The organism is Flavobacterium artemisiae (genome assembly GCF_042678225.1).
GTDB lineage: Bacteria > Bacteroidota > Bacteroidia > Flavobacteriales > Flavobacteriaceae > Flavobacterium > Flavobacterium artemisiae.
The window spans coordinates 815,429-830,421 of record NZ_JBHUDZ010000012.1 but is presented as its reverse complement, the minus strand read 5'-3'; the positions used below and the strand labels follow the sequence as shown (position 1 = coordinate 830,421).

Annotated in this window: 15 protein-coding genes; 6 read left to right on the top strand and 9 right to left on the bottom strand. The window is 33.1% G+C overall.

The genetic code is table 11. From position 1 onward, the window contains the following. The first annotated feature begins 1 nt into the window (after nucleotide 1). The 3 genes from ACFSC2_RS14220 to ACFSC2_RS14210 all read left to right on the top strand — a co-directional run bounded on the left by ACFSC2_RS14220 (nucleotide 2) and on the right by ACFSC2_RS14210 (nucleotide 2,660). On the top strand, nucleotides 2–1,117 hold the full coding sequence (locus ACFSC2_RS14220) for a sensor histidine kinase (RefSeq protein ID WP_379814760.1): 1,116 nt from the start codon (nucleotides 2–4) through the stop codon (nucleotides 1,115–1,117). Nucleotides 1,118–1,127: 10 nt separating this feature from the next. Beyond that, nucleotides 1,128–1,838: a dioxygenase family protein gene (locus ACFSC2_RS14215; RefSeq protein ID WP_379814762.1), complete on the top strand. Its 711-nt coding sequence runs from the start codon at nucleotides 1,128–1,130 to the stop codon at nucleotides 1,836–1,838. Between the two features lie 102 nt (nucleotides 1,839–1,940). Continuing rightward, on the top strand, nucleotides 1,941–2,660 hold the full coding sequence (locus ACFSC2_RS14210; RefSeq protein ID WP_379814763.1) for a LytR/AlgR family response regulator transcription factor: 720 nt from the start codon (nucleotides 1,941–1,943) through the stop codon (nucleotides 2,658–2,660). A 77-nt stretch (nucleotides 2,661–2,737) separates the two neighbouring features. Here ACFSC2_RS14210 and ACFSC2_RS14205 read toward each other — a convergent pair whose 3' ends face one another. Beyond that, a complete protein-coding gene (locus tag ACFSC2_RS14205) occupies nucleotides 2,738–3,256 on the bottom strand; it encodes a gamma carbonic anhydrase family protein (RefSeq protein ID WP_379814764.1) in 519 nt (172 codons plus the stop codon). 12 nt (nucleotides 3,257–3,268) lie between these two features. Further along, nucleotides 3,269–4,258, bottom strand: a complete 990-nt coding sequence (locus ACFSC2_RS14200; RefSeq protein WP_379814765.1) for a PorP/SprF family type IX secretion system membrane protein — start codon at nucleotides 4,256–4,258, stop codon at nucleotides 3,269–3,271. Nucleotides 4,259–4,401: 143 nt separating this feature from the next. Between ACFSC2_RS14200 and ACFSC2_RS14195 the strand changes: the two genes are divergently transcribed. From ACFSC2_RS14195 to ACFSC2_RS14185, 3 genes are all read left to right on the top strand, one after another. Beyond that, the gene (locus ACFSC2_RS14195) at nucleotides 4,402–5,301 is read left to right on the top strand and encodes a NifU family protein (RefSeq protein ID WP_379814766.1); all 900 of its coding nucleotides are present in this window, start codon (nucleotides 4,402–4,404) and stop codon (nucleotides 5,299–5,301) included. Between the two features lie 145 nt (nucleotides 5,302–5,446). After that, complete coding sequence (locus tag ACFSC2_RS14190; RefSeq protein WP_379814768.1) at nucleotides 5,447–5,782, top strand: YtxH domain-containing protein; 336 nt, start codon at nucleotides 5,447–5,449, stop codon at nucleotides 5,780–5,782. A 94-nt stretch (nucleotides 5,783–5,876) separates the two neighbouring features. Beyond that, nucleotides 5,877–6,689: a mechanosensitive ion channel family protein gene (locus ACFSC2_RS14185; RefSeq protein ID WP_379815446.1), complete on the top strand. Its 813-nt coding sequence runs from the start codon at nucleotides 5,877–5,879 to the stop codon at nucleotides 6,687–6,689. Between the two features lie 7 nt (nucleotides 6,690–6,696). Here ACFSC2_RS14185 and tsaB read toward each other — a convergent pair whose 3' ends face one another. From tsaB to ACFSC2_RS14150, 7 genes are all read right to left on the bottom strand, one after another. Continuing rightward, entirely contained in the window at nucleotides 6,697–7,371 is a 675-nt protein-coding gene (gene tsaB, locus ACFSC2_RS14180; RefSeq protein WP_379814769.1) for a tRNA (adenosine(37)-N6)-threonylcarbamoyltransferase complex dimerization subunit type 1 TsaB, read from the bottom strand. Nucleotides 7,372–7,658: 287 nt separating this feature from the next. Beyond that, on the bottom strand, nucleotides 7,659–8,948 hold the full coding sequence (locus tag ACFSC2_RS14175; protein WP_379814770.1) for an efflux RND transporter periplasmic adaptor subunit: 1,290 nt from the start codon (nucleotides 8,946–8,948) through the stop codon (nucleotides 7,659–7,661). A gap of 6 nt (nucleotides 8,949–8,954) precedes the next feature. Then, on the bottom strand, nucleotides 8,955–10,406 hold the full coding sequence (locus ACFSC2_RS14170; protein ID WP_379814771.1) for a TolC family protein: 1,452 nt from the start codon (nucleotides 10,404–10,406) through the stop codon (nucleotides 8,955–8,957). 79 nt (nucleotides 10,407–10,485) lie between these two features. Continuing rightward, entirely contained in the window at nucleotides 10,486–11,601 is a 1,116-nt protein-coding gene (locus ACFSC2_RS14165; protein WP_379814772.1) for an efflux RND transporter periplasmic adaptor subunit, read from the bottom strand. Nucleotides 11,602–11,639: 38 nt separating this feature from the next. After that, the gene (locus ACFSC2_RS14160) at nucleotides 11,640–12,905 is read right to left on the bottom strand and encodes an ABC transporter permease (protein WP_379814773.1); all 1,266 of its coding nucleotides are present in this window, start codon (nucleotides 12,903–12,905) and stop codon (nucleotides 11,640–11,642) included. Between the two features lie 3 nt (nucleotides 12,906–12,908). Beyond that, the gene (locus ACFSC2_RS14155) at nucleotides 12,909–14,153 is read right to left on the bottom strand and encodes an ABC transporter permease (RefSeq protein ID WP_379814774.1); all 1,245 of its coding nucleotides are present in this window, start codon (nucleotides 14,151–14,153) and stop codon (nucleotides 12,909–12,911) included. Beyond that, entirely contained in the window at nucleotides 14,146–14,847 is a 702-nt protein-coding gene (locus ACFSC2_RS14150) for an ABC transporter ATP-binding protein (RefSeq protein WP_379814775.1), read from the bottom strand. The genes ACFSC2_RS14155 and ACFSC2_RS14150 overlap by 8 nt, the downstream gene beginning before the upstream one ends. Nucleotides 14,848–14,993 lie beyond the last annotated feature (146 nt).

The following is a 14,993-nucleotide window of genomic DNA, read 5'->3' as shown; positions in this document are numbered from 1 at the left end:
AATGCAGATAGATACCTTAAAAAATGCCGGCTATAACAAAATATTGTTCCATTGTGCTATATGGGTTTTCTTTATACTGACTTCTTTAATTCAGTTTTACGAAAGTCCGTTTAAAATTAATAATGATTTCTATATACAATGGATTACAGGAATTGTCTTGTTTTACCTTAACTATTTTTATTTGGTACCTGCCTTTTTACTGCAGAAAAAATACTGGCTTTATTTTACTTTCGTTTTTATTCTTATCGCAGTTTTCATGGTCATTCGAATAAATTATTTTATTCCTGAGTTTAGGCATTTAAGACCCGAAAATGTAGTTCCAGCACGAATGATGCCGCATGATCCGCATTTTTTTCCAAGAGGAGAAAGAATGCCTCGAAGAATCGAAATGAGACAACCTCTTTTCTTTAAACTCGGTCCTTCATTTTTCTACATTTTAGTTATCACGATTAGTGCGATTATTAGAACCCTAACAGAGTTCTATAACAATCAGCAAAACAAATTAATAGCCGAAACGCATCGAACAAATACTGAATTAATTTATCTGCGTAAACAAACCAATCCGCATTTTTTATTCAATTCTTTAAACAGTATTTATTCTTTGGCACATAAAAAATCTGATTTGGTTCCTGATGCCATCGTGACTTTATCTGAACTCATGCGCTATATGCTGTATGAAACAGATAATAAAACGGTGGCTTTAGAGAAGGAAATCAATTACATCCAAAATTATATAGAATTACAAAAACTTCGATTAAACAATATCGAAGACATTGTGATTAATGTACATGGCGATACTAGAAACAAACATATCGAACCTTTACTGCTGATTTCGTTTGTCGAAAATGCATTTAAATACGGAACAGATTATAAAGGCGCCGCTCATGTTAAAATCAAAATTATAATCTCGGACAACGATCTTGATTTTTGGATCGAAAATACGATCGAAAATTATGTCAAAGATCCAGAAAATTCTGGAATCGGCTTAGTAAATATTCAAAGCCGTCTGGACTTACTTTATCCCAACGCACACGAACTAAACATTACCCAAGATAATCAATATTACCGCGTTCATTTAAATTTAAAATTAGACGAAATTAAAACCGCAATTCATTAAACAATTGATTATGGACAGAAAGAAATTTATTCGAAATGGTATTTTAGGCATTGCTTCGCTAGCAACAGCTGCAAAGTTTTTAGAGTCTTGTTCTAAAAGTGATAATGACGAGACTGATTCAGAGAACTCTGGTGACGGAAGCTGTACTGTTTCTCCGTCAGAAACTAAAGGTCCGTTTCCTATTAAAACACCAAGCCAATTGGTTTTAGAGAATATTAAATCTGACCGTGTTGGGATTGCTTTATTGATTAATTTAAAGATCGAAAACACAAAAACAGATTGTTCTCCATTGGCAAATGTTTTGGTTGATGTATGGCATTGCGACAAAGACGGAAATTATTCTGAATACGGCGGTACACAAATGCAGCAGACAGATTACACTTCTGTACATTTTTTAAGAGGAAGACAAACTACAAACGCTAACGGAGAAGTTTCATTTATCTCGATTTATCCTGGATGGTATCAAGGCAGAGCGCCGCATGTTCATGTTGAAGTTTTAAGCGCAAGCGGCACTTCTCTATTAGTGACACAAATTGCCTTTCCAGAAACGATTTCAAACCAGGTTTATTCAAGTACCAATTATGCAGCACACGGTCAGGCAGATACTTCTAACACAAGTGATAATGTTTTCTCTGATAGTTTGTCTGAGGAATTGGCAACCATGACAGGGAATTTAACCGACGGATATACTTTAAGCAAAACTATTACAGTTAGCGCATAAAGAACTTAATCAGTATTTTATGAAAATTTTAAAACTTAATTTACTGGTTTAAAACTATTTTTGACTGCCAAAACAAATTGTACAAAATTTAATCCTTAACAGATGAAATGTGTTATCATTGACGACGAACCTTTAGCGGTCGAATTATTAGAAGATTTTGTCAAAAAAGTAGATTCACTAGAATTGGTAAATACTTTTAATAATGCCATTGACGCCGTTTCATTTATCAATCAGAATAATATTGATTTGATTTTTCTGGACATTCAAATGCCGCATTTCTCTGGAATTGACTTTTTGAATACTATTGAGAAAAAACCTTTGGTCATTTTTACAACCGCTTATTCTGATTATGCTGTTGAAGGTTTTAATCTTGGCGCCGTCGATTATTTAGTAAAACCAATACCTTTTCATCGTTTTTTAAAAGCAGTTGTAAGAGCGCAACAGGCATTTAATCCGTCTGGATCTGTTAATCAAATTCCGGCAGAAACTGCGCCAGCGCCAGAAATCGATCAGGATTTTATGTTTGTAAGAGCAGAATACGAAAATGTAAAATTAAATTTTGCTGATATTCTTTTTATTGAAGGATTAAAAGATTATGTGAAAATTTATACTACAGACAATAAATTTACTTTAACCTTAATCAGTTTAATAAAATTAGAAAACTTGCTTTCCAGCAAAGGTTTTTCAAGAATTCACAGATCTTACATCATCAACATTAAACACGTAAAATCAATTCAGAAAAATAAGGTTTTGATTAGCGACAAAAGAATTCCTATCAGCGAAAGCTACAAAAGTTCTTTCTTCGAAAAAATAAACTTATAATTAAATTTCAAATAAAAAATTCCAAATTCCAAGTTAGCATATTGGAATTTGGAATTTTTTATTTGAAATTTCGTATGTTATTCTTCTTCTTTAAACCAACTTGAATACATTACATAATTGTTCGAAATACGTTCTATTTCGCCCACAAAATTAGATTGATCAATGTCTTTTACTTTTTTAGCAGGAACGCCGGCAAAAATAGTTCCTGACGGGACAATTGTGTTTTGAGTTAAAACAGCTCCGGCTGCAATAATCGAATTACTTTCTACAACGCAATTATCCATTACGATAGCTCCCATTCCGATTAGCACATTATCATGTATGGTACAACCGTGTACAATGGCATTGTGACCTATTGAAACATTATTACCAATAATTGTTGGATGTTTTTGATACGTACAATGAACAACTGCACCGTCTTGAATATTGACTTTATTTCCGATTTTAATAAAATGAACATCTCCGCGTATTACTGCGTTAAACCATACACTGCATGAATCACCAAAAGTAACATCTCCAACTATAGTAGCATTTTCGGCTACATAACAATCCTCTGGAATTTGAGGTGATTTTCCGTTTACAGATTTTATCAGCATAATAAATGATTTTTAATTAACCGCTGGACAAAGACAGTCGTAGCGTTCTTTTTTACAGAACAAATTAAGTCCTAAAGTAATTTGGTGATAAGCTCCGTTATCAAATTTAACGTCGCCCATTACTTGTGAGTACGTGTAAGCGAACATAAATTTTTTAAAATTTACACCGATAATTGGAGTGATGTACTGCAGTTTTTGAGATGCAACACCGCTTCCAGAAACATATTCAGCACCATCAAAACTTCTTCTATAAGACAATGCCGCCCATAAACTTCCAAAATCCATGTTTTTATAAGCTTTTAGGTTGATGTCTAAAGTCTTCTCTTTCGTTTTCTCAAAAAGCTGAAACAAAATAGAAGGTTCCCAGGTAATATTTTGATTTTTACCAAAAACATATCCGGCACTCAATAAAAATTTTCTAAGATTATCATATTCATAATCCGAATATAATTCTCTTCTTGTTTCTAACAATCCCTGAACTGTTGCGTGTGCATAGAAATCCATAAAATTATAAGAAGCGCCAACATCCATATTAAAATAGGTGTCGCTCTGAATTCCTCCAAAAATAACCGGATCAAGAGTAGATCCAAATTTTGTTTCATCAAGTTGATTTTGAATCACACCGCCGCTAATACCAAATGACAACTGATTCAAATCTATTTCATCTCTAGAAAACATGATATGGTGTGCATAAGTAAGTTTTACACCTTTTTGAGAATGATACCCATTTTTATCATTAAACAAAATAATTCCCGCTCCAGATCGCTCTCCTACTCGACCGTTAAAACTTAAAGTTTGTAACGATGGCGCATCATCTTGGCCAAACCATTGTTTTCTGGCTGTCAATCTAATTTTGGCGCAATTGGCTGCTCCAGCCATCGAAGGATGCAGTAAATAATAATTATCTGACAAATAATCAGAGTAAACAGGAATTCCTTCTTGAGAATAAGAAAAAAAAGAAGTGATCAAAAAGATCGTTAAAACCCTGATTCTAAATTTCATAAAGATAATTTTATTTTCATTTAATTCTTACTCTGCAAATTTAATACGATTTTTTTTAAAAGAGTCTTAATTATTTTATTAAAAAATCAAATATAGCCATTAGTAGAAAATAACTTTATTAAATTTGCAAAAAATATACTACCATGACAAAAATCACTATAAAAGAGACTCAAAACCCGACGATTCTAAAGTTCGAATTTGAGGACTTTATCACTCAGAATCAAAATTTTGAATTCAAAAATATAGACGAGGCACAATCTTCTCCTTTAGCACAGCAGTTGTTTTATCTTCCGTTTGTAAAAACCGTTTATATCTCAGGAAATTTTATTGCAATTGAGCGTTACAGCATTGTTGATTGGGACGATGTAAAAGATGCTGTTGCAGAACAAATTGTTTCGTTTGTTGACAAAGGCGGCGTAATTATCAAAGTGGAGGAAAACGCAGCAAAAAAACAGCCTATTACAGTTTACGGAGAAACAACTCCAAACCCATCTGCTTTAAAATTTGTTGTAAGCAGAATGCTGACTAGAAATGCTGTTGAATACAAAAATATCGACCAGACAGCTTCTTCTCCTTTAGCACAGGAATTATTTAAATTTCCTTATGTAAAAGAAGTTTTCATTGACGAAAATTATATTTCGGTAACAAAATATGAAATTAATGATTGGTCTGAAATCACTCTTGAATTAAGAACTTTCATCAAAAAATTCATTGAAAGCGGCGGTACTGTTCTTGACGAGAGTCTAATTCAGACTACTGCAAAAAATGATGTAACAAAAGACGAGGCTTTTGATAAACTAGATGTGACATCGCAGCAGATTATTAATATTCTAGAAGAATACGTAAAACCAGCAGTTGCGGCTGATGGTGGAAATATTGCTTTCGAATCTTATAACGAAGATGATAAAACGGTAAAAGTATTACTTCAAGGTGCTTGCAGCGGTTGTCCTTCTTCAACATTTACTTTAAAAAGCGGTATCGAAAATATGCTGAAAAGTATGTTGAATGATGAAGCTATTAAAGTGGAAGCGGTAAATGCTTAAAACAAAATAAAAAATACTATAAAGCGTCTGATTTATCAGGCGCTTTTTTTGTTACTCATAGAAAATCAATTATTTATCATTAAAAAAATATACTAATCCTATAAATTAATTAATATTGTATTCGTAACCAATTAACCTAAAACCAATGGGATTATCTTCATTTTTTAAAAATGTATTCGGCTCAACAAAAGAGTCGGTAACAGAATTGGCAGAAAATGCCGAAAGCACTTTTGAACAAGCTAAAGAAGCTGCTGCTCCTTACCTCGAAAAAGCAGAAATTTTTGCAGAAGAAACAATCGAAAAAGTAAAAGAAGCCTCAGAACCAATAATAGATAAAGCTGTTGAATATGCAGAAAAAGCATCTGATGTAATTAATGATGTTGTAGATGCCGTTACAACAGCGGTTAAAAATGAGGAGCCAAAAGAAACAATCTTAGAAACTGTTGTTGATGTCAGCGAAGAACCTATAGATAAAGACTAAACTATTTTTTTTGATATGTAAATATCTTTTATATTTGCAGCGTTTAATACCACCTTCTCTATCTATTGAGAAGGTTTTTTTATTTTAAAATATGATGAACCTCGATCCAGAACAAGTAAGTAGATACATTACTAGATTTGTAGATATTTTGGTAGATTATTCTCCAAAATTAATTTCGGCATTTTTAATATTATTTGTTGGTTTATATGCCATCAGACTTATTAACAGAGTGATTAGAAGAATAATGGTCAAGAGAAATCTAGACCCGACGCTGACTAAATTTTTAGCCGATATTTTATTATGGGCTTTGCGAATTTTATTATTTGTAACCTTTATTTCTAAATTAGGAATCGAGACGTCATCGTTTGTTGCTATTTTAGGAGCAATGGGACTTGCAGTTGGTTTATCTTTACAAGGATCACTTTCTAACTTTGCGGGAGGAATGTTGATTATTGTTTTTAAGCCTTTTAAAGTTGGCGACACAATCGAGGCGCAAGGCGTAATTGCAACGGTTCTTGAAATCCAGATTTTTGTAACTAAAATGCTGACTGGAAACAATCAAACGGTTTTTGTACCCAATGGCGCTTTATCAAACGGGAATATCATTAATTATTCGATGCAGGGAGAAAGAAGAGCCGATTTGACTTTTTCAATTTCGTATGATTCGGATATTAAAAAAGCTAAAGAAATTTTATTGGATGTTTTAACTAAAAATCCAAAAGTGCTGCAAAGTCCAGCTCCGGAGGTTTTTGTTAAAAATCTATCTGCAAGTTCTATTGATTTTGCTGTTCGTCCGTGGGCAATAAATGCCAATTATGGAGCTGTATTTTCTGAAACATTAGAAAATTGCAAAGTTGCATTAGATCAAGCTGGCATTGATGTTCAGCCTTATACGATACAAAAATAAAAAAGGATTATGCTTTTTTTGAAGGAGCAGTAATTATAAAATCTTTTAAATAATAAGGTTCAAAATAAGCGACATCTACAGTGTCGCTTTTTTGATACTTATCAAAACTAATTTTACTCATTGCCTGTGCAGAAGGATATTTTATATCTTCTAAAAACACAAAATTTTCTGCAGTTAAAACCGTCTTGCATTTCTCGGCACAATCGCCAACAAAGTAAATTTTTCCTGTATATTCTTTAAACGAGTTTTCGTCTATAATTTGCGCTTCAGTTGCTCTTTGAATTGTCAAATCTGAGTTAAAAACGGCGCTGTACACTTCCATACGGCGCGCATCTAACATCGGAATTATTTTTCCATCAGAAACGTTTGCCTGCGAAGCGAGAGTCTGTAAAGTATCAACTGCAATTAACGGAATATTTAAAGCAAAACACAAGCCTTTAGCCGCCGAAACGCCAATTCGAAGCCCTGTATAAGAACCTGGACCTTGACTCACTGCAATTGCAGCTAAATCCTGAACTGTAATACCTGCTTTTGCAATTACTTCTTCTATAAAAACATGCAGTTTTTCAGCATGAGAATAACCCTCTTCTGCCAATTCGCTGCATACCATAGTTTTGCCTTTTTCAGCGATTGATACAGAACAATTTTTAGTAGCAGTTTCGATGTTTAAGATAAAAGACAAAATAGATATTTTTTAATTAAAAGTTTATTTGAAAATCAGTGCTGCAAAAATAAAGGTTAATAACCAAAATAATATAAATACCACACATAAATTTGCTAATAAAAAGCCTGAATATATAATCACCTTTTTTTGTATTGCAAAATATCTAAATTCATCGTTATAATATTTTGTTTTATATACACTATAATGTACCCAAATCAAGTATATTATCACGCTTATAAAAGCACCAAACAAACTAAAAATTATTTCTGCTGAAACTCCATGCAGTGCAATAAACATATTATGACCTATTTTTTTGCCGCTTCCGCTTTTTTAAGCTTTACTTTATCTCCTGAATTTAAATCTTTAGAAACCGTTGTATAAGGCCCTGTAATTACCACATCGCCTGCTTTTAAGCCAGAAGTAACTTCGATGTTCGTATCATCCTGAATTCCGGTTTTAATCACTCTGATTTTAGCTTTATCTCCAGACTTCACAAATACACATTCAAATTTCTTATCATTTTTCGGAGCGACTTTCTTCTCATTAGGATCTTCAACTTTAAAATCTTTAACAGCTGTTGTATCCGATTTTACTACTACAGAACTAATCGGCACTGCCAAAACATTTGTTTTTGTTGTTGTAATAATATCAACTGTTGCAGTCATTCCTGGTCTAAAAGGAGAATACGCAGCTGGTTTTCCTTCTAATAAATCTTGATACGATTCTTTTAAAATTCTAACTTTTACTTTAAAATTGGTAACCTGATCTGAAGTCAAAGTAGTACTTGCAGAATTAGAAATGCTGGTTACAATACCTTTAAACTTCTTTTTCAAATAAGCATCAACTTCAACATTTGCTTCGTCTCCAATTTTAATTTTTACAATGTCATTTTCGTTTACATCAACTTCAACTTCCATATTGTTAAGGTTAGCTACACGAAGAAGTTCTGTACCAGCCATTTGCTGAGTTCCTAAAACACGTTCTCCCAATTCAACATTCAAAACAGAAATTGTTCCATCTGCAGGAGAATAAATAGTTGTACGCCCTAAATTGTCTCTGGCTTCTGTAACCGATGCCGAAGCACTTTGTACATTAAAATAAGCACTTTGTTTGGTTGCTTTTGCTACTTCATACGCTGAAATTGCCTTATCCCAATCCGATTTAGAAATAACACCTTTATCGTATAAAGTTTTGTTTCGATCATAATTGGCTTTAGCTTCTTTGAAACTTGCATCAGATTGTGTTAAGCCAGCCTTCGTTCCAGCCAAATTTGCGACAGAACGTTCTAAACCAGAAGTATATAAATCTGGATTTATTTTTACCAAAAGATCTCCTTTTTTAACAACTTGTCCTTCCTTTACATTCAAAGCGATAATTTCTCCCGAAACCATTGAAGCAATTTTCACTTCAATTTCTGGCTGAATTTTTCCTGTTGCCGAAACGGTTTCTACTATCGTAGATGCGGTAACTTTTGCGATTTCGACCTCTTTGCCTTCATCATTATTTCCTAATACATTGTTTTTTTTAAGAAGCACCAAAACTAATATAAGTGCTACTACGCTACCTACTAAGAAATAAACTGTTTTTTTTGACATAATAAATTATTTTGTAATAATTGGAACAATTGGAATTCCAAAATAGAATTCAAGTATTTTGATTTTGAACATGTAATCGTATTTTGTTCTAATAACATCAGACTGTGCATTTGTTAATAAGGTTTGAGCTTGTGTAAAATCAAATGAATTCATTAAGCCAACATCATATTTTTCTTTAGCATAATTGTACGCCTGTTGTCTTGCTTCTAAAGTTACTGTAGATGCTTCATAAGTGTTTAAAGCGGCTTTAGCATCTGTAAAAGCAGTATAAACGTTACGTTGCAAATCTAAACTTTTTTGTTCTAAATCTATTTTAGATTTTTCTAAACTTACTTTGCTTCTTTCTACATTATTTCTAGTTGCAAATCCATTAAAAATCGGAACTGTCAACTGCAGTCCGAAAGATTGTCCTTTATTATCATTGAATTGATCGAATATTGGCGCCGCACCTCCTAAAACTGGAGAATAATTATTTTGCAGTACCGCTTGATTTGTCCCTTGAACAAAACCAATTTGAGAAGTTGGATTTGCTGTATTTAAAGTCGATCCCGTTATAACATCAGAATAACTTGCTCTTGTATTGAAATTGTAAAAAGCACTTAAAGTAGGCTGATAAGCTCCTTTTGCTATTGTAACATTTTTCTCTGCAATTTCAAGATTTGTCTGAGCTAATTTTAACTCTGTTCTTGTTTCTCTTGCTTTATTGTAAATTTCGACAGGCGACTGTGCCAAAATATTATTTTCATCTTTGACATTGGTATCGTCAACCACATCAAAATCAGCAAATTCTTTTAATTGCAAAAGCTGTGCTAAGCTTAATTTTGAAATCAATAAATTGTTCTCAGAAACGGCTATATTTTGTTTATCAGTAGCAACAGTAGCTTTTAAATCGTACAAATCACCGCGGGGAATTGTTCCAGCACTTACCATTTCCTCAGAACGTGCTAATCGTTTTTCATCTATGGCTAATTGCTCTTTTTTTACTTTTAAATCTTCCTTATTAGATAAAATCTGCAAAAATGCACTCGCAACATTCAGCGAAACATCTTCTTGCATTTTAAGCAATTGGTATTGGCTCGATATAATAGAAAGTTTTGCTTTACGCATTGTATTCTGATTTTGTAAACCTCTATAAATATCTACACCTACAGAAGCACCAATAGAAGAATATTGAGTCGTTTGATTTTCTAACAAACCGGTTGTAATATTCTGATTCAGACCAACGTTCCATGAGTGAGAAGCGTTTGCATTTACAGAAGGCAGAAAATTACCCAAAGCGCCTTTCTTATCAATAGCTGCATTTTTTAAATCCAGCTCAGATTGTTTTATTGTGATGTTGTTTTCTAATGCATAACGAACGCATTCCTCAAGAGTCCATTGTTTTGACTGTGCATTACTTGATAGTCCAAAGCCAAATAACATGGCAAAGAGAAAACTATTATATTTATTTATTTTCATATCTTTTGAATGATGGCACAGTAACGAAACTGTACAAATTTAACATTTTTAAAACCTAAAAAACCTCTATAATTTCAAATTACTTCTTGTCTTTTTCATCGATCAAACCTTGATTCCAGATTTTAATTTTATCTGTGTTTTTGATCCCGCTTTTAATTTGAACATAAATTCCGTCGCTGACTCCAAGAACTAAATCTCTTCTTTGAAATTTCTGTGGAGCTGTTTCAACTTCAACATATGGTTTTTGTGTTTTTTTGTCAAATTGAACTAACGATTCTTTAATTGCCAGAACCTTATCTGCTTTTTCTAAAATAATAGAAGCATTGGCACTTAAACCAGCTCTAATAAAAGTATCATCTCTGTTTTCCAAAGATGCCTTAATTTCAAACTGAATCGCTCCATTTTCTGTAACTCCTTTTGGCGCAATGTAAGTTAGCACTGCAATAAATTTTTTGTTTTCGATAGCACCAACCGTAATTTCGATTGGCATTTTTTCTTTAATCTTCCCAACTTCAGATTCATCGATTTTTCCAACAAAAATCATTCTGCCAACATCGGCAACACTTGCAATTGTTGTTCCTTCATTAAAATTATTACTTTCAATTACTTGGTTTCCAACTTTTACAGGAACATCAAGAACCATCCCGTTTACAGTTGAACGAATTAAAGTATTAGCATAATTTCCTAAAGAAGAGGTTGTTCCTGTTTTTACAATATCTAAACTTTGCTTTGCTGCTAAATAAGTCTGTTTTGCCTGATTATAAGCTACTTCTGCAGCATCAAAATCATTTGCAGAAATTACATCTTTTTCAAACAAAGTTTTCTGTCTTTTATACAATCTTTCTTGATTGTCTAATGCAATTTTTGCTGTCTGAACCTGATTTTGTGTACTGCTCACGTTAGAAACGTTTGCAACTACTCTAATCTTAGCAATCATATCGCCTGCTTTGATTTTTTCTCCAGCTTTAATGTACACCTGTTCTATAATTCCTGAAATGTTTGGTTTGATTAAGACCTCTTCATCAGGTTGAATATTCCCTGTCGCAATGGTATTTTTTACGATAGTTTTAATTTCAGCTTTCTCCGTTTTAAAAACAATTGGCGATTGTTGATTTTTAGCGTACAAATAATAAAGTGCGCCAAAAAAAACGATCGCAATAAAAATTAAAATGGTTATGGTTATTCCTTTTTTCATTTGTTTTTTGGGTTTAATCGATTATTTTGATTGATAATTTATTCTGTTCTTAAAGCATCTACAGGCTTTACACTTATTGCGGTCTGCGCCGGAATAAAACCTGCCAGCAAACCTGATCCTACTAATATTAATAAAGCAACAAATACAACTCTTAAATCTACACTCGGATTAGCAAACATCGTATTGCTGTTAGGAGGCATTGAATCTAGAACCATATTTAAAATTGCAATAATTCCCGTGGCGACTGCAATTCCTAACATTCCAGAAATGATCGTTAAAAATATGGATTCTAACAATATCTGACCTCGAATTGCTGCTGGGGTTGCCCCTAATGCTCTTCTAATTCCAATTTCTTTGGTACGTTCTTTTACTACAATCAGCATAATATTAGAAATTCCGATAACGCCAGAAATCAAAACCAAAGTTCCTACGAAATAAGCAATGACTTGCAAGATATTAAACAAACTCTGTACTTTGTTAAACTGTTCGTATAAATCAAAATTTCCAACTGCTCTTTCATCTGCAGGATTTACAGAATGCAGTGCTTTTATGGTTTCTAAAATTTTTGGTTTTAATTCTGTGATAGAAGCATCGTCTGTCGCTGTGATGGCCATCCATCCTACTTTATCGCCGTAATTAAATGCCTGCTGAAAAGTGGTAAATGGGATAAAAATATTTTTTTGTTCCTGTTCTGCATTTCCACCTTGCTGTTTTGAAGAATACACTCCAACAACCATAAAATTAATTCCATTTATTTTTATGTAAGTACCAACTGCCTCTTCTGCTTTTCCGTATAATTCGCTGATTACTCCTTTTCCAATTACACAAACTTTTCGTCTTCCTTCAATATCCTGATGATTTACAAAACGGCCTTTTATAATATCCATTGGCTGCTGTTTAATCAATTCCGGATAATCTCCATAAATCGTAAAAGCAGAAGTTTTGGTACCGCGAACTACGTTATTTGTTCCGTTAAAATCCCCTAATTGATTTCTAGGAGAAACATATAATAAGTTTGGAACTGCTTGTCTCAAAGCAGCAACATCACTATTTCTAAAATCGTATCTTCTTGTTTTTGGAAGTCCTTTATAAGCTTTTGAAGTCGTTTGACTCCACATAAACATAGTATTTGTAGCAATACCATCAAAACCTTTTTTAACACCGTTTTCAAGTCCTTTTCCCGCAGCCAATAAAATGACTAAAATAAAAATTCCCCAAAACACACCAAAAGCCGTCAGAATCGTCCTGAAAACATTGGCTGTTAAAGCCTGTAAAATCTCGTCCCAATTATCTTTACTAAACATATATTATTCGTCTCTAAGTGCTACAATAGGTTTAATTTTAGCCGCTCTGTAAGCTGGAAAAAATCCCGCCATTGCACCGGCAAATACCAGTAATATTAAAGTGGTTAATGCCACACTGAAATCGACTTCTGGATTTCTAAAAAACTCACTCTGCACCATCGGTCCAACAAATTCTAACAAAAGTAAACTTGCCAAAAGCCCAATAAAACCGGCAATTGTGGTTATGAAGATAGATTCGTGAAGAATCATCGAAATAATTGAAAAAGGCGAAGCTCCTAATGCTTTTCTAATTCCGATTTCTTTGGTTCTTTCTTTTACAATAATCAACATAATATTACTTACCCCAACCACACCGGCAATAATGGTACAAATACCAACCCACCAAAAGAACAATCTTATATATAAATTAAGATCATAAAACTGTTTAGCATCTTTAACCGAATTATAAACTCCAACACCACTGTCATCTTCTGGAGCTACCATATTTTTGCTTTTCAGCAGGTTTTTTAAATCTTGTGTAAATTTTTCTGACTGCGCCAAAGCTTCATCATAATCAGCTGTCTTTTTTAAAGTAAAAAACAAATTGCTGATTTTATCACCTCCTCCAAACGTTTTTTGAACTGTTGTCAACGGCAGATAAGCACGGGTTTCTTCTCTTTCTCCTCCTGGATCTGTAAAAACGCCGACAACCTTAAAACTAATTTTGTTAATTAAGATTTCCTCTCCTATTGCGTATTTATCTTTAAGCAGATCATTTTTTAATTTCATACCAATGACTGCCACTTTGGTATTGTTTTCTATGTCTTTCGCATTTACGTATCGACCTTGAACTATCGTTAGATTTTCTATTCCGCCATAATCTGGATTAACACCTCTAAATTGATAGCTTCCTGATTCTTTTCCGTAAGAAAAAGCCTGCCCCCAATAATTATTTGTCGAAGCGCGAAGATCTAATTTATCTTCAAATTTCTGAACAGATTGATTGTAATCACTATTTCGAAACTGAATCTGTCTTCCAGGATTAAGACCTTTATATTCTTTTGTAGTTGTTCCCGACCAAACTTCAACAATTCCTGCTGCATCGCGCTCAAACTGTTTCTCAATTCCATTTTGGAGACCTTTACCCGCGCCAAGTAAAATCACCAAAATAAAAATTCCAGAAGCAACCGAAACTCCGGTCAGAAAAGTTCTGAGACGGTTTTTCGAAATGGCTTCAAATATTTCCTGCCAGCGTTCAATATTAAACATAAGACGAAGCTCTAACTTGTTCTACCTTTTTATCATCTATAATTAATCCATCTTTCAGGACTACATTTCTTTTGCACATTGCAGCAATATCAGGTTCATGAGTTACAATCAAAATTGTTTTTCCTTCATCGTTAATTCCCTGAATAAGTTCCATAACCTCATAAGAAGTTTTTGTATCCAAAGCTCCAGTCGGCTCATCGGCCAATAAAACCTTAGGATTTGATGCTAACGCTCTGGCAATAGCAACACGTTGTTTCTGACCTCCAGAAAGCTCATTTGGAAGATGATGAGAATGAGAACCAAGTCCTACTTTCTCCAAATATTTCATGGCAATAGCATAACGTTCTTTTCTCTTAATCCCTTGATAATACAAAGGCATGGCAACGTTATCCAAAGCTGATTTGTAATTAATTAAATTGAAAGATTGAAATACAAAACCTAAAAATTTGTTTCGATATCTTGAAGCAATGGTTTCGTTCAACTTTTTAATAGGCGTTTTATCCAAAATATAACTTCCAGAATCTGCTTCATCCAAAATTCCTAAAATGTTCAGCAATGTCGATTTTCCAGAACCAGATGACCCCATGATCGCAACTAATTCTCCTTCTTCAATATTAAAATTAATGCCTTTCAACACATGTAATTCAGAACTACCCATTTTATAGGATTTATGTAAATCTTTGATTTCGATCATGGTATTGTTAAATTTTAAAACAATAATAACATTTTTATTAAGTAAATTATGATAACAAAACGTTAATAATTTTTCCTACTTATTTCAATAAGACTACTTTCTTTTTCAAATGTTACACTTTTTTAAGAAAATATAAATGTTTTTGT

Excerpts from the sequence above, each read along its gene's own strand:
- ACFSC2_RS14220 (WP_379814760.1), top strand. The coding sequence starts at position 2 with ATGCAGATAGATACCTTAAAAAATGCCGGCTATAACAAAATATTGTTC.
- ACFSC2_RS14215 (WP_379814762.1), top strand. The coding sequence starts at position 1,128 with ATGGACAGAAAGAAATTTATTCGAAATGGTATTTTAGGCATTGCTTCG.
- ACFSC2_RS14210 (WP_379814763.1), top strand. The coding sequence starts at position 1,941 with ATGAAATGTGTTATCATTGACGACGAACCTTTAGCGGTCGAATTATTA.
- ACFSC2_RS14205 (WP_379814764.1), bottom strand. The coding sequence starts at position 3,256 with ATGCTGATAAAATCTGTAAACGGAAAATCACCTCAAATTCCAGAGGAT.
- ACFSC2_RS14200 (WP_379814765.1), bottom strand. The coding sequence starts at position 4,258 with ATGAAATTTAGAATCAGGGTTTTAACGATCTTTTTGATCACTTCTTTT.
- ACFSC2_RS14195 (WP_379814766.1), top strand. The coding sequence starts at position 4,402 with ATGACAAAAATCACTATAAAAGAGACTCAAAACCCGACGATTCTAAAG.
- ACFSC2_RS14190 (WP_379814768.1), top strand. The coding sequence starts at position 5,447 with ATGGGATTATCTTCATTTTTTAAAAATGTATTCGGCTCAACAAAAGAG.
- ACFSC2_RS14185 (WP_379815446.1), top strand. The coding sequence starts at position 5,877 with ATGAACCTCGATCCAGAACAAGTAAGTAGATACATTACTAGATTTGTA.
- ACFSC2_RS14175 (WP_379814770.1), bottom strand. The coding sequence starts at position 8,948 with ATGTCAAAAAAAACAGTTTATTTCTTAGTAGGTAGCGTAGTAGCACTT.
- ACFSC2_RS14170 (WP_379814771.1), bottom strand. The coding sequence starts at position 10,406 with ATGAAAATAAATAAATATAATAGTTTTCTCTTTGCCATGTTATTTGGC.
- ACFSC2_RS14165 (WP_379814772.1), bottom strand. The coding sequence starts at position 11,601 with ATGAAAAAAGGAATAACCATAACCATTTTAATTTTTATTGCGATCGTT.
- ACFSC2_RS14160 (WP_379814773.1), bottom strand. The coding sequence starts at position 12,905 with ATGTTTAGTAAAGATAATTGGGACGAGATTTTACAGGCTTTAACAGCC.
- ACFSC2_RS14155 (WP_379814774.1), bottom strand. The coding sequence starts at position 14,153 with ATGTTTAATATTGAACGCTGGCAGGAAATATTTGAAGCCATTTCGAAA.
- ACFSC2_RS14150 (WP_379814775.1), bottom strand. The coding sequence starts at position 14,847 with ATGATCGAAATCAAAGATTTACATAAATCCTATAAAATGGGTAGTTCT.